The sequence below is a fragment of the Paenibacillus phyllosphaerae genome (assembly GCF_014192105.1).
GTDB lineage: Bacteria > Bacillota > Bacilli > Paenibacillales > Paenibacillaceae > Paenibacillus_Z > Paenibacillus_Z phyllosphaerae.
Genome location: NZ_JACHXK010000009.1, coordinates 114397 through 128202, shown reverse-complemented (window position 1 = coordinate 128202; position 13806 = coordinate 114397). Strand labels below are relative to the sequence as shown.

Annotated in this window: 12 protein-coding genes; 1 reads left to right on the top strand and 11 read right to left on the bottom strand. The window is 56.9% G+C overall.

Features of this window, described 5'->3' with window-relative positions:
• Positions 1 to 7: 7 nt before the first annotated feature.
• The 5 genes from FHS18_RS19385 to FHS18_RS19365 all read right to left on the bottom strand — a co-directional run bounded on the left by FHS18_RS19385 (position 8) and on the right by FHS18_RS19365 (position 6077).
• The gene (locus FHS18_RS19385; protein WP_183601739.1) at positions 8 to 1975 is read right to left on the bottom strand and encodes a Na+/H+ antiporter; all 1968 of its coding nucleotides are present in this window, start codon (positions 1973 to 1975) and stop codon (positions 8 to 10) included.
• A gap of 534 nt (positions 1976 to 2509) precedes the next feature.
• Positions 2510 to 3382, bottom strand: a complete 873-nt coding sequence (locus FHS18_RS19380) for an ABC transporter permease (RefSeq protein ID WP_183601738.1) — start codon at positions 3380 to 3382, stop codon at positions 2510 to 2512.
• On the bottom strand, positions 3379 to 4353 hold the full coding sequence (locus FHS18_RS19375; protein ID WP_183601737.1) for an ABC transporter ATP-binding protein: 975 nt from the start codon (positions 4351 to 4353) through the stop codon (positions 3379 to 3381). The genes FHS18_RS19380 and FHS18_RS19375 overlap by 4 nt, the downstream gene beginning before the upstream one ends.
• Entirely contained in the window at positions 4350 to 5471 is a 1122-nt protein-coding gene (locus FHS18_RS19370; protein ID WP_183601736.1) for a hypothetical protein, read from the bottom strand. Before FHS18_RS19370 ends, FHS18_RS19375 begins: the two co-directional genes overlap by 4 nt.
• 78 nt (positions 5472 to 5549) lie before the next feature.
• On the bottom strand, positions 5550 to 6077 hold the full coding sequence (locus FHS18_RS19365) for a sigma-70 family RNA polymerase sigma factor (protein WP_183601735.1): 528 nt from the start codon (positions 6075 to 6077) through the stop codon (positions 5550 to 5552).
• A 214-nt stretch (positions 6078 to 6291) separates the two neighbouring features.
• Between FHS18_RS19365 and FHS18_RS19360 the strand changes: the two genes are divergently transcribed.
• Positions 6292 to 7995 carry an alpha-glucosidase gene (locus FHS18_RS19360; RefSeq protein ID WP_183601734.1) on the top strand — a complete coding sequence of 568 codons (1704 nt, stop codon included), beginning with the start codon at positions 6292 to 6294 and terminating at the stop codon, positions 7993 to 7995.
• 137 nt (positions 7996 to 8132) lie between these two features.
• Here the strand turns inward: FHS18_RS19360 and FHS18_RS19355 are convergent, their stop codons facing one another.
• The 6 genes from FHS18_RS19355 to FHS18_RS19330 all read right to left on the bottom strand — a co-directional run bounded on the left by FHS18_RS19355 (position 8133) and on the right by FHS18_RS19330 (position 13690).
• Positions 8133 to 8969 (bottom strand): alpha/beta hydrolase, encoded by an 837-nt coding sequence (locus tag FHS18_RS19355; RefSeq protein ID WP_183601733.1) that lies wholly within the window; start codon positions 8967 to 8969, stop codon positions 8133 to 8135.
• Between the two features lie 71 nt (positions 8970 to 9040).
• Entirely contained in the window at positions 9041 to 9376 is a 336-nt protein-coding gene (locus FHS18_RS19350) for a hypothetical protein (protein ID WP_183601732.1), read from the bottom strand.
• A 117-nt stretch (positions 9377 to 9493) separates the two neighbouring features.
• A complete protein-coding gene (locus FHS18_RS19345) occupies positions 9494 to 10981 on the bottom strand; it encodes a glycoside hydrolase family 43 protein (RefSeq protein WP_183601731.1) in 1488 nt (495 codons plus the stop codon).
• Positions 10982 to 11151: 170 nt separating this feature from the next.
• Positions 11152 to 11595 (bottom strand): hypothetical protein, encoded by a 444-nt coding sequence (locus FHS18_RS19340; protein ID WP_246427774.1) that lies wholly within the window; start codon positions 11593 to 11595, stop codon positions 11152 to 11154.
• Between the two features lie 147 nt (positions 11596 to 11742).
• Complete coding sequence (locus FHS18_RS19335; protein ID WP_183601851.1) at positions 11743 to 12678, bottom strand: phosphate ABC transporter substrate-binding protein; 936 nt, start codon at positions 12676 to 12678, stop codon at positions 11743 to 11745.
• A 232-nt stretch (positions 12679 to 12910) separates the two neighbouring features.
• Positions 12911 to 13690, bottom strand: a complete 780-nt coding sequence (locus tag FHS18_RS19330; protein WP_246427773.1) for a class I SAM-dependent methyltransferase — start codon at positions 13688 to 13690, stop codon at positions 12911 to 12913.
• Positions 13691 to 13806 lie beyond the last annotated feature (116 nt).

Here is a 13806-nt window from a genome sequence, read left to right as displayed (position 1 = left end):
TGAACCGTTAATCCTCTAAAATAGCGGTCTCCAGCTCGTTAACGAACCTGCGCAGCTGAACGGCCAGCTTGCGGTTGATCTCGCCGCGGCTGACCAGACCCTCGACGTAGTTGCGCTGCTCTTCCACGGCTTCCATCTGCTGGTCGATGCGTCGGTCGTCCTCCTCCAGCATTGGAGATCCCGGTTTCGCTTGGCGAAGCCTTGCGATCAGCAGCTCATAGTGGGCAATGACGACCTGGGCAGCCCGTTCGTTCCGGTCGTTGATACGCGGCGTGATGGCTTGGATCGCCGCCTCCGCCATACGCAGCCGGGCATCCATCATCGTCAGCACCTCGGATCTGCTCTTGCCTTCGGCCGTCATCCCGGATTCCGAGAACAGGCGGGAGAGCAGCCTTCTTACTTCCGTCCAGGATTGCTGCAGCGGCGCCGCGAGCCTGCCGGCCAGCAGCGACTCCATCCGGTCGAGCAGCCCGGTCAGCTTGGCCGCCAACTCTTCGCTGATCTCTCCATTCTCCATGAGACGTTCCAATTCCTCCCGCTCCGCGCGCATGCCCAGCATGCGAATCTCGGCCTCCTGCTTGCGCAGCCCGTTATCCGCCCACTGCTTCTGCTTGTTAACCTCCTTCACGCAATTGAGGAAGCTTCCGATCACCTCGGACTTGTCCGCATCCGGGCCATTCATCATCCGCAACCGTTTGAGCGCGGCGTGAATCATGGCTTCCTTAAGCGTCGTCTCCCGACTCTCAGCCGTCTCCTTCTCGCTTCCTCGCATAAGGATCGGCAGGAGGATGCTCGCGATGATCAAGGAGAACAGGATGACGCCGGCTGCGAGGAAAATCATCAAATCCCGCTGCGGAAAGGGTTCCCCGCTGGACATCACAAGCGGAATCGACAAGGCGCCGACCAGCGTAACCGCGCCGCGCACGCCGGAGATGGCCGTGACGAACAAGTCTTTGACCGGCGATTGGCGTCGCGAGATCAGGTACAGCCACAAGAAACGAATCGTAATCAGTACGACCGTAATGATGGCCACATAGCCAAGCACAACCTTGTTATCGAATGCCTCGCTTTCGAAGATCTTGTGCATGACCTCGGGAATCAACGCTCCCAGAATAACGAATACCAGTCCGTTCAAAACGAAAATCACGACCGACCACGTGCTCGTCGACACGACCTTCAGTTTGAAATCCGGCGAGGCGGTCCGGTCGCGTTCGATCGCATGAATGACGCCGCCGGCCACCACCGCCAGAATGCCGGAGAGGCCCCAATGTTCGGCAATGAGGAAAATAATAAACGGCGTTAACAACTGCAGCAGCATATGCGTCGTGACGTCTTCCATCCCGAGCTTGCGAATGAAGACGCCGATCTGAATGAGCAGATAGCCCACGATAGCGCCGATCAGCAGCCCTCCCGCCGCGATGAGCAGGAAGCTGCCCGCTGCGCGCGGCAGCGAGAATTGGCCGGTGATCGCCGCCGCGATCGCGAATTTGAAGGCGACGAGGCCCGAGGCGTCATTCATCAGCGCCTCGCCTTCGAGCAAGCGCAGAATTCGCTTCGGCAACGGCGTCTTCTTGGCCATCGAGCTGACGGCCACCGCATCCGTCGGCGACAAGATTGCCGCCAGGGCGAATGACGCCGGCAGCGACAAAGCGGGGATCAGCCAGTGGATCGTATAGCCGGCCACTAGCACCGTTACGAATACGAGTCCCAACGCGAGCAGCAATATCGGCGCGCGCAGGTTCCACAAGTCCTCGCGGGGCGTCCTTTTGCCGTCGTAGAACAAGAGCGGCGCAATGAACAGCAGGAAGAATACTTCCGGTTCCAGTTCAATGTGGATGCCTCCCGGAAGCAGGGAGCCGAGCGCCCCCATGACGATCTGGATGAGCGGCACCGGGATGAATGGCAAGAAACGATGAACGATGTCCGACACGCCGATCAGCACCAGCATGGCTAACACGGTTAAAAATAATTCCATATCAGGCCGTTCGCTCCTTCGGTCAGGGAATTCCTGACGATATTGTACTCCCTCCTTTTTACCCTTGTCCTAGGAAAAATATTCGCATGGGCGAGTAAGGGCTGTCCGCCCTCAGTAACCCGCTAATTTTTTTTTAAGACCTTTTACCCCTCGCCCCTTCCCCCTCCGCCGAGGGGAACCAAGGGCCACGGCCCTCTGGACACCCGTAATTGGCGTGACAGATACGCGGCCGTCTTCGATCTGTCCTTTCATGCGGGGCTCGCGTTGTCCTTTGCGGATTGCCGGAGCATGTCCTTTGGACATGCTCCATTCCGTTGGATGGACAAAGCTCTTTTTCGAGCTTCGTTCGCGACTTTGCTGCCTCGGGAGCAGACCTGATACGTGGGAGCACCTATGTTGGCTGCATGCTGGCTCTCGCTTGACGTCCACTTTGTGGACACGCTTTACGTTTTTTTGCGCAAACAAAACAAAAACCGTCCCCCTATCATCTGCGATGACAGGGGGATGGCCAGATATTCTATATTCCTATACATTTTACAAGTCCTTGCGCCTGAAGCGCAGCATGCCCAGCACGAACGCGGCGACCGTGTAGATCGCGGCATAGACGAGGAACGAGTTGGACGGAATTCGGTCCAGCGAGAACAGATTGAAGGACGAAGAGAAGTTGACCAGGCCATCCATCTCGTCGTAGCTGAACAGCTCCGAGAGCATGCGCCGTTGGATGGAATCCGACGGCATGATGAGCGAGATGATGCCGGTAATATTATTAAGCGGCTTCAGGACGAGTTCATCCAGACCGAGCGATCCGCTGACTTTGTCGATCATGCCGCCCAGCCAGCCTGCGCCGTACAGCATCGTCATGAAGACGCCGTTGCCGAGCGCGGAGAATATGCCCGAGCCGAGCATCGCCACCGAGATCAGCATCGGCACCGTCGAGGCGAACAGCAGATAGGACTTCATCAGCGCCCCGAAGTCCCGCGGCACGTTGGAATGCACGTCGGTCACCAGCAGGATGGCGCTGAACAACAGCAGCGCATAGAGCACGCCTAGCGAGACATAGCCGAGCCAGCGGCCCAGATACCACTGGGAGCGCGGGATCGGACGCGGCATCAGCGCCTGCATGACGCCTTGCTCGGCTTCGCCGGCAATCACGGAGAAACTGCTGAAGATGGACAAGAACGCCACGACGAAAGAGCCGAAGAAGAAGCCGAGCATCAGGATGAACGATCCTCTGGAGAATTGCTCGATCAAGTAATCGCCGCTCATCGGGTCCTCCGGAATATCCAGGCTTAGCGTATCCGCCACGAACCAGAATGCGAGCAGGAACAATGCGGTCATCATCAAAGTAAGCAGCATGACCCGCTTGCGGAGCAGCTCCTTCCAGGTCATCACCAAAATCGTCGTCATCCGCGTTCCCCCCTATGCTCGAGGCCCGAGACCGCATTCATGAACCATTCCTCGAGGCGCTCCCTCACGCTCGTCACCTCATAGAGCGTCATGCCCTGCTGCACGATCAGCGAATTAATCCAGCCGACCTGCTCCTCATCCTCCAATTCCGCCTCCAGCCAGCAAGCCGATAGACCTGAGGCTGCGCCAGCTGAAGCGGCAGCGCCCTCCGCTAGCGTAATGGCCAGCCCCGTCGTATCGTTCAGCCAGGAAAGCAAAAAAGGCGTGAAGCCGCCGACTTTAAAACGCCAGCGGGTTCGCGTCTGCAGTACCTCCGACACTTGGCCATGGCGGAGAATCTGTCCGTTATTGAGCAGGGCCATCCGGTCGCACAGCGCCTCGACGTCCTCGAGCAGATGGGAGTTGAGAAATATCGTTTTGCCTTGCGCCTTCAGCCGCTCCAGAATACGGCGTACCTCGCGTCTGCCGATCGGATCGAGCGCAGAGGACGGCTCGTCGAGGAACACGATCGGCGGGTCGCCTACGAGCGCGCATGCCAAGCCGAGCCGCTGCTGCATCCCTTTGGAATAATGCTTGACGCGGTCGCTGCCGCGCCGTCCGATGCCGACCTCCTCCAACAGCTGCGGGATGCGATGACGGGCCACGCTGCGGTCGACGCCGCACAGCTTCGCATGCAGCCGCACGACCTCTTCGCCGCTCAGCCATTCCTGATACCGGTACAGCTCCGGCAGATAGCCGATTAACCGCTTCGAGGCGAGCGTGCCGATCGGTTCTCCGAGCAGATTGGCGGTGCCGCTTGTCGGGGTGATGAGGCCCACGAGCATTTTGACGAACGTGCTCTTGCCCGCGCCGTTAGGGCCGAGGAAGCCGAAGGCTTCCCCTTTCCCGACTTGAATCGTAACGTCGCGGCAGCCCCGGCCATTATCGTATTGCTTGGTCAGCCCGCGGGCTTCGATAGCCGCTACCGTCATGCCGCCAGCTCCTTCAGCTTGCTCAGGAACGCGTCTTTCTCCATGTAACGTTCGCCGCCCTCGAAGGAAATCAGCTGGTCGTCTTGAATCCATGTGGCACGGTAGCGCGTGTTATTATCGCCATAATTAAACTCTTCCACGACAACCGTATGCTCACCGACGGTAAGCTTCTCCGATTTCGCATCTCCCGTAATGACAGGCATCGGGATCGTGCCCGCGAGAATGCGGCTGCGTTTCAGGTTCTCCTTCAAATAATCCGGCAGCAGCGGGAAGTTCATGACCGCTTCGATAGCCTCTTCGACGTCAATGGACGGATCGACCTTGACGAAAGGCACCTTCAGCTGCGACAGATACGCCCACTCGTTCGAATCCGCCCCGTTCAAATTGAATTGCACCTGCTCCGGCACGGTGAGCGTAATCGGCTTGCCGTCGACGGATTCCGGCAGCAGGGCAGTCGCGCCTAGACGCTTCAGCGTCTGATTGACCTCGCTCACGTTCAGCTTGAAGGTCATCGTCTCCGAAGGCGAGACGTACACCTTCGCATTCGCGGGCAGCAGCTCCTTATGAATCAGATCGTAGCCCAGCTGCTTGGCTGCCTCAGCCGGCGTATACTCTCCCTCCGTCTTGCCCCGCTCAACGGTGAACTCTCCGTATTTATTCATGCTTTCTCTCAAGCTTTGGTCATCGGTGAACACCTGGTACATGCTGCGCAGATCCTCCTCCTGCACAACCGTTACGTCCTGCATCCGGAACTGGTCGAGAATCGCGGCAAGCGCCTTGTCGCCAAGCGGCGTCGACGCCACGACGCCGAAGATGACGCAGGCGGCAGCCACGGCGCCGAAGCGGCGGCGTCCGCTCCACTTGCGGCGTGGAGCACGCCGCTGCGGCGCGTCTGCGCTCGCAACCGGTTCAGACCGCTCGTTCATATTCGTCTCAGGCGTTGCCTGACGATGTTCTCTATTTTGCACATGCATAGGAATAGCCTCCTCTTGTTTCGCAGCCGGCCAGTCCGCCCACTTCGGGCTCATCGGCTCGGCCGTCAGTTTCGCCTGCAGCTTCTTCCACGCTTCGGCTGTCCGTGCTTGTTCTTCCTTGTTATCGATGGGATTGCTCGACATCGGCGAATAACCTCCTTCATAACTCCTGTAAGCTGTTAAGCTCTCGTCTCTATCTGATTGTCTGGTTATGGTTCATCCTTAGCTTCTTGCCGGCTCGTGAGTGACGGTCTGCGCGGCCCGTTGCCGAAGCCGCTCGGTAGCCCGGCTGAGCAGCGTGCCGACAACCGGCGGACGGACATTCAACTCCTCGGCGATCTCGGCATAGCTGTAGCCTGAATAACGCAGCAGCAGTACCTGCCGGTCTCGCTCAGGGAGCTGGTCCAGCCACTCCCGCACCTCCTCCTGCTCCAGGCGGCGCATCAGCTCTTCTTCGCCCGAAGCGTGCGCGGACGCGCCTTCATGCAGCTGCTCTTGCTTGCTCTGCAGCTTCCTTTGCCGGGCGATCGCGTCCAAATAGTCGTAACCTACTCGCGTCAGCACGCGGTGCAGCCAAGCGCCGAGCGCGGCCGGGTCGTCCGGCGGATTGCGGTACAGCTTTATGAATACATCCTGGGCCAAGTCATCGGCGGCGGCTTCGTCGCGAACGAGGGCAACCAGCTTGCGTCTAACGATCGGATAATGCTCAAAAAATGCGGTTCGAAATGCTTCGGATTCCGGAAATTCCATTCACATAAAGCCTCCTTTCGGCTGCAGCTATAAGAAAGACGGACGATTGCGTAATTATGTATCAAGAGATTATCAAAAATTTCCCCGTCTTCGTAAAACCACACTGACAGCGGGTAAGACAAGCGTTACCGCTTTCTTTTATTCCAGGAAGGTTAATTCCTCCACAATCGCTGTAAACTAACATTAATTGTACCCGGAAGGTGAGATGGAGCACATGAATGAGGGATCCAGTTCTTGGCAAGAAGCCATCGTCTATCAAATCTATCCCCGCAGTTTCAAAGATTCGAACGGCGACGGAATCGGCGATCTGCAAGGCATCATCAGTAAGCTGGACTATCTCAAGCAGCTGGGCGTAGACGTGATCTGGCTCAGCCCGATCTACCGCTCTCCCTTCGACGATAACGGTTACGATATCAGCCATTATCAAGAGATCGCCGCCGAATTCGGCACGATGGAGGATTGGTGCTTGCTGCGCGACGGCCTCCATGCCCGCGGAATGAAGCTGGTGATGGATCTGGTCATCAATCACACGTCGGATGAGCATCCCTGGTTCGAAGCATCCCGTTCCTCGCGCGATAATCCGTACCGCGACTTCTATTACTGGCGGGACGGCAAGCCGGACGGATCGGAACCGAACAACTGGGTATCCGTGTTCGGCGGCTCGGCTTGGGAGTACGACGAAGGGACGCAGCAATACTATCTGCACCTGTTCTCGCGCAAGCAGCCGGACCTCAATTGGAGCAACGGGAAGGTCCGCCAATCGCTCTACGAGATGATGCGGTGGTGGATTGCCCTGGGCATCGACGGGTTCCGGATGGACGTCATCAACTATATCTCCAAGGCGGCGGCGATGCCGGATGGCGAGGTATATGATGGAGCGCGTTATGTGTGGGGCGGACAGCATTTTGTCAGCGGGCCGCGGTTCCTTGAATTTCTGGAAGAAATGAATGCGGAGGTGCTCGCGCGCGGCAATGGCGGGCCTCTCTTGACCGTAGGCGAGATGCCCGGCGTAACCGTCGAGCAAGCCCGGCTCTACACGGGAGATCCGCGCTACGGCATGAACATGGTGTTCCAATTCGAGCATGTCGATATCGACGGCGGGGGCACGGACTGGTTCCGCACCGACTGGTCGCCAAAGGCGTTGAAGGCGATCTTCCACCGTTGGCAGCTCGGGCTTGCCGATCAAGGTTGGAACAGCCTCTACTTGAACAATCACGACCAGCCGCGCGCCGTCTCCCGCTTCGGCGACGATCAGGTGCACCGCCGGGCTTCGGCGACGATGCTCGCCACGATGCTGCATACGCTTAAGGGAACCCCTTATATTTACCAGGGGGAAGAAATCGGCATGACGAACGTGGCGTTCCCCGCGATTACGGATTACCGCGATGTGGCGTCGCTGAACGCCTACCGGGCATTCGTCGATGGAGGCGGCGGCGATGCCGGGCGGATGTTGGAAGCCATTCAGCGCAAAAGCCGGGATAACGCAAGAACGCCGATGCAATGGAACCGGGAAGAGAACGCGGGCTTCACGACCGGTCAGCCTTGGATCGGCGTCAATCCGAACTACGTCGACATTAATGCGGAGCAGGCGGTTCGGGATTCGGACTCGATCTACCACTATTACCGGCGGCTCATCACGCTCCGCAAGCAGCACCCGGAGGTGCTCGTATATGGCAAATACGAAGCGTTTGCCGACTGGCACGAGCATATCTATGCCTATACGAGAGAAGCGGCGAGCGGCGAGCGATGGCTCATTCTGCTGAATATGACGGCGATCGATTCGTGGCTGGCGCTGCCGGAGCATCTCGCCCATGAGCATCGGGACGTGATGGTGAGCAACTATGAGGTACAGCCGGAATGGGAGATCATGGAGCTGTCGCTGCGTCCCTATGAGGCGAGGGTGTATCGGTTGCGTTAATAGGCAGCTTGGCGATAAAGGAAAAAGACAAAAGCCGCAGATCCAGTGGATGTGCGGCTTTTGGCGTATGGCGGTATCGTGGTCTGGCAACGGCTAGGTTGCGTGCGCTTACGTCCTGCTTGTCAGCGTGACGGAATCTAAGGCTGCAGCAGCCAACGATGCGATTCGGGGAATAACACGCTCCACGTGGATTCCTGATGCGTACCTTCCGGAACGACTTTGAATTGAATACGACTCTCCGGCACCCCAGCTGCGATCAGCGTCTGGCGGGCCAGCTCGACATGCTCGCGCGCGGTCCGGTTGAAGTCGGGGTTGTCGGTCTCCAGTCCTCCGATACTCAGGTAAAAGCGCAGCGCTGGGGATAGCGACGACTGCCGGATCAATTCGATGATCGCTCCGCCATCGTGCCACATGACGAACGAAATCCCGCTCACCCGGCCAAAATGTTCCGGATAGCGAATGGCCGCGTACAGCGAGATGTAGGCCCCGAACGAGCTTCCGCCGATCATCGTAAGCTCCGGCTCTGGGAGCGTCCGATAGTGGCTGTCGATAAAAGGCTTGAGCGTATCCGCGAGGAACCCGACATATCCTTCGCCTTTGCCCCCGAAGCCATATTCCGCGTTTATCGTAAAGTTATATTCGTTGTTGCGCTCCTTGCCGCCATGATCAATGGCGACCACGATCGTCTCGAGCGCGGGATCCTCCAGCGCCAACTGCTCAAGTGTCTCATCGACGCCCCACTCGCTCCCCCACGACGTCGCTTGATTGAACACATTTTGTCCATCGTGCATATAGAGAACCGGGTAGCGGCGATCCCCTTCGTTATAGCTCCTCGGCAAATAAATCCACACCCTGCGCTCGATCTGCAGCTGCGGAATCGGGAATGCTTCGATAATCCGGACATCGCCGGTAATGGTATGGTTCGTGTCGCCAGCGAGAACTTCTCTCCACGGCGCAGCAACGATATTCGTCATGAGCGACTCTCCTAGCACAATCATGTATTTACTAGAATCGTAACTCGCGGCGTGCCGGGATGCAATGCATTTTAGTGTGATGGTTGATGGTCATCAGTCTGAGCGATTGCCATCAGGATCGCGAAGAGGTTACATAGCGGCACTAGCCCCGCAATAGGAAAGCCGCCGGCGAGAAAGATCAAGCTGGGCAGACTGAAGAGCAAAGCCAGGACGCCGAGCAGGAGAATCCGGCTTGCCGCAAAACTGAGGGAAAGGATGGCCGCCGGGAACAGAAAAGGCGTCAAATCATCGAACTCTTCCCCCATGCTTCGCATCTCACGCTGGAATAAGATGTACCCCACGAATGTGAGTACAAATGCCGCTAGTCCGAACAAGGACGCTAGCCGGGCTGCAGTCGTATTGAACATGCTCTCACGCCCCTTTTTTAGCAACAGCTATCCCCGATTATGGCCGCCTGCATACGCACCGCTAACGAAAAGGCAACCGAATGCCTCGCGGCCGGTTGCCTCCCTTACATGCTAGATTTAGCGATATTCGCAATTGAAATTCGTGAATTCGGCGACGGCACCTTCGCCGTACGCATACAGGCCGATGATGACGCCGGTGAACCCTCCCGCAACCTCGGAGGAGAGATACTTGGTCTGCGCGGTGCCCAGATCGATGTCCTTGCCGTCTGCGCGAAGAACGAACCGGTATGCCGCGTTGCTCGCTTCAATCACGAGGGAAGCTTGGTTGTCCCCTACTTCCACCGCCTGCACGACCGACTTTACGTCGCCGACATTCAATCGCTTGATGACCTCATACCCATCGCCGGCTTGACGGATCGCGAAGTCGTAATGATGATGCTCGTCCATATAGAACGTGATGCCCGCTTCGGCTTCGGTAAGGCGTACATCGCAACCAATGACCGCGTTAAAATCCTGCTGGCGAAGGCCGATGAAGGTCGGCGAATCCGCTTGGTCCAGCGAAACGGCCGTTCCTCGCAGCGTGAACTTGTTGTCCTCGAACGTATAGTTCTCCTCGTGCGGATGACGAAGATAGCACCATTCCTTCTCCAGCTCCGTGTTCGCGAACGTATAGCTCTTCTTCTCGTTCTGCGTCACATCGCCCGGAATTCGATCGGTCTCGAAGCTGGTCAGCGTGGTGCCCTCATGCCCCGCCGTGAACCAGCCGTCCTCGCCGAACGTCACCGGCGTCAAGAATACTTCGCGGCCGAGGTGATGGTAGGCCACCCATTGGCCGATCTGGCGGAATCCTAAGTGCAGCATCCACCAATGCCCGGCTTCGTCCTGAATGAGATCGCCATGACCGACCGCCTGGACTTCATAGCCGCCCAGATTCCGATTGGTCAATACGGGGTTGAGCGGATACGCTTCGAACGGGCCGGACGGCGACTGGCTCCGGGCATACGTAGCCATATGGCCGAACTCGGTGCCGCCCTCGGCAGCGAGCAGATAGTACCAGCCGTTGATGAGATACAGATGCGGAGCTTCGAGGTAACGTCCGCCCGTCCCTTGCCAGATCGAGCGGCTTGCGGTGAGCTTGCGCCCGGTCTCGATATCGATGCGGCACTGCACGATGCCGCCGACGCCCTCGTCGTCCGTCCCGTTGCTCATGAAGTACGCGTCATCGCCTTCAAAATACAGATCGGGATCAATGCCGCCCTGGTCCACATAGACCGGCTCGGACCATTCTCCGTAAATATCGTCCGTCCATACGAAGAAATTTTGCCGCGTCGTATCGTTGGTCGTCGTCATGTAGAACCGTCCGTTGTGATGCCGGATGGTCGGAGCGAATACGCCGCCCGAACTGTTCACCCGCTCCAGCTGGATCTGGCTCTTCCGGGTCAAGCAGTGGCCGATCGGCGTCCAGTTGATCAGATCCTTGCTCTCGAAGATCGGCACGCCGGGGAAGTATTGCATCGAACTGCAGACGAGATAATAGGTATCGCCTACTTTGCAGACGCTAGGGTCCGGGTAAAAGCCCTTAATAACCGGGTTGTTATATTTCATTGCGCGTATACACCTCTCCTATCCAATCTCGCTTATTGGCGTTATTCAAAATTGTACCGGAAACAGGCGAGATTAAAACCCATACGATTAGCAGAAAAATCATCGCTCAATTACGCATTGGCTGGCGTGCGCTTCCTCATTCTAACAACCCGGATATCATGGCCGACTGCCTACCTTCGCTTCACGTGAGCGACGATGGCGGTCGCAAGCAGTATGGCGCCGAAGACATACAGCAGCAGCTTCACCCAGTCGTACCAGATGCCGGCGCCTGCGTAATAGCCGTCATAGGTCGCTTTCACGAACGTCCCGTCAGCGGCTTTCACGGCGATCGCTTCCTTCTGCCCTAGATCCCGAATCGCGTAATACGACGTCCCTTTTGGAAAATGGTTCGAGAAGTTCCCCGAATACGTCCCTTCCCGATCGGAATATTTCGTCACCTTGCCAACTTGGTCCCCGACGAGGCCCGCGGCGACCGGCTCATCGGTCACGATATACTTCTTGCCCTCGTTCACGACAAACCGGTGGGCCCAATCGGCATGCGCGGTGTCGAGGCCGAACAGAAGCGTGCTTACGCCAATGAACGCCGTCACGAGCAGCATCACCAAATTTCGCATGATATCCCTCCTTTTTCCTTATTATAGTTACCGACGGGCGTAATCGTGAGTTAGTTGCGGGATGTGCGCGAATAAGGCAGCCGGTTATCCGACTGCCTCCACCAATAAAAAAGAGAGGCGATCGCCGCCTCTCTTTTCGTTTTGCTATTATTTCGTGATGTTGCCGTCAACATCGCGTTTGACTTGCATTTTGTTCGCCGGGATGTAGCCAAGTTCAACTACGTCGCCGTTTTGAACTTCGTCGCTCATCATGAACTCGAGGAATGCTTTGCCAGCCGCGTCAGGCTCGCCCTTCGTGTACATGTGCTCGTAAGCCCATACCGGATAGTCGCCAGTTACGATGTTTTCTTCTTTTGCTTCTACGCCTGCATATTTAACGGTCTTAACGGTGTCGTCCAGGTAGGACAGGGCAAGGTAGCCGATAGCGCCCGGAGTTTCAGCAACGAGTTTCTTAACCGTACCGGAGGAATCCTCTTGGATCGAGCCTTGGAGGTCTTCCGTTTTCGTGCCAAGCGCATACTTCTCGAATGTTGCGCGCGTACCGGAGCTTGCTGGACGGTTAACGATTTGGATCGCTTGGTCTTCGCCGCCAAGGTCTTTCCAGTTCGTTACTTTGCCTGTGAAGATATCAACCAGCTGCTGCTGCGTCAGGTCTTCTACCGTAACCGCCGGATTCACGACAGTTGCCATAGCGACAACCGCTACTTGATGGTCAACAAGCTCTTTCGCTTTGTCGGCATCGAGTTTCTCTTCCGCGAACACGTCGGAGTTACCGATTTGCGCTACGCCTTCGGATACTTGCGTCAGGCCTGTGCCGCTGCCGCCGCCTTGTACTTGGATGGATACGCCTGGGTTTTGCTCCATGAACTTCTTCGAAACTTGGTCTACCAGCGGTTGAAGCGCTGTCGAGCCTGTTGCCAGAAGCGTGCCGGTCAGATCTGCGCTGCCACCGGTCGTGTTATCCTCGGTTGCTGTATTATTAGTTGTAGTCGAATTATTCGTCGTGGCGTTGTTACCTTCATTATTCTTACTACCACAAGCTGCGAGAGTGAAAGCGACAATCAGCGTCATCAATACGATCATACTTTTTTTCAACTTCAAGTTCCCCTTCCTGATTCCCTACTATTTTTTTGAACAACTTCATTGTAGTAGGCAAAGATTACTGCGGTGTTTTCCAAACGTTAATGGAATGTAAAAAAACAACAATTTTATCAAGGTAATGTTTTCGCTTTTCCGCATAAAAAGCCGCTTTTTCATCGAATGACGAAAAAGCGGCGGAAGGGTTCTTCATATATTCTTCAACATGTAATTGTTGTTAACTGGCAAGCTGCTTCCCCGCAACAAGGAAGAACCGATGCTCCCGGGAGGTGAAGCCTCCCTTACGCTCCGTCACCGCCTGCAGTGCCAACAGCTGCGGGAAGCACCGTTCGACCGTAAATCCGGGGAACTCCCATTCGATGATGGTCGCAAAATAAACGAACGCCCCGACATCATGGAAGGTAAGCAGCGGGAAAAACTCATGGCCTTCTTGGATGGTGAAGCCCGCTTGCTGAAGCGCCGCAGCGCTCTGGTCCAGCCCGAACTTGCGATCGATCGGCGAAGCCTCGGTCTCCTTCCCCAGCACGAAACCGGCCAACTCCCGATTGTTCATCCCGCCGACCTGCTGCGTAAGGAAGCGTCCACCCGGCTTCAGAATCCGGTACACCTCTTCGGCCGCATAAGATTCGTGGCGATTGATGACGAGATCGAAGCTTTCATCCGGGAATGGCAATTCGTTGTCATCGAATACTTGCCTGATCTCGATCCCGTGCGCCGGCAGCCGTTCCTGGCATAGCATCACGTTCGGCGGATAGGACTCGGTGGCATACGTGCGTCCCGGAGGCGGGGATAGGGACAATAGAAACTCTCCTCCGCCCGTGCCCATATCCAGTATCTGCCGGCTCGGCGACATAGCCGCCTGCACCGCGGTACGATAATCCCATGGCAGCGGCTGCTCCGTCGTTCTTGCGGCAATATGGGCAAAATCCCACCCGCTGAAGGTGCGCCGCGCCTCCTGCAGCCAAAGCTGCTTCAACTCGTTTTCCTTGTTCATCATGTACGGCTGTACCCCTCTCATGTATGGTTCCAAATGTGAGGTTCGGTGCAGCTGACTGACAGCATCTTCTATTACTATCGCTCGGCCCAATCTGCTGTCAGATTAGATCACCTGCA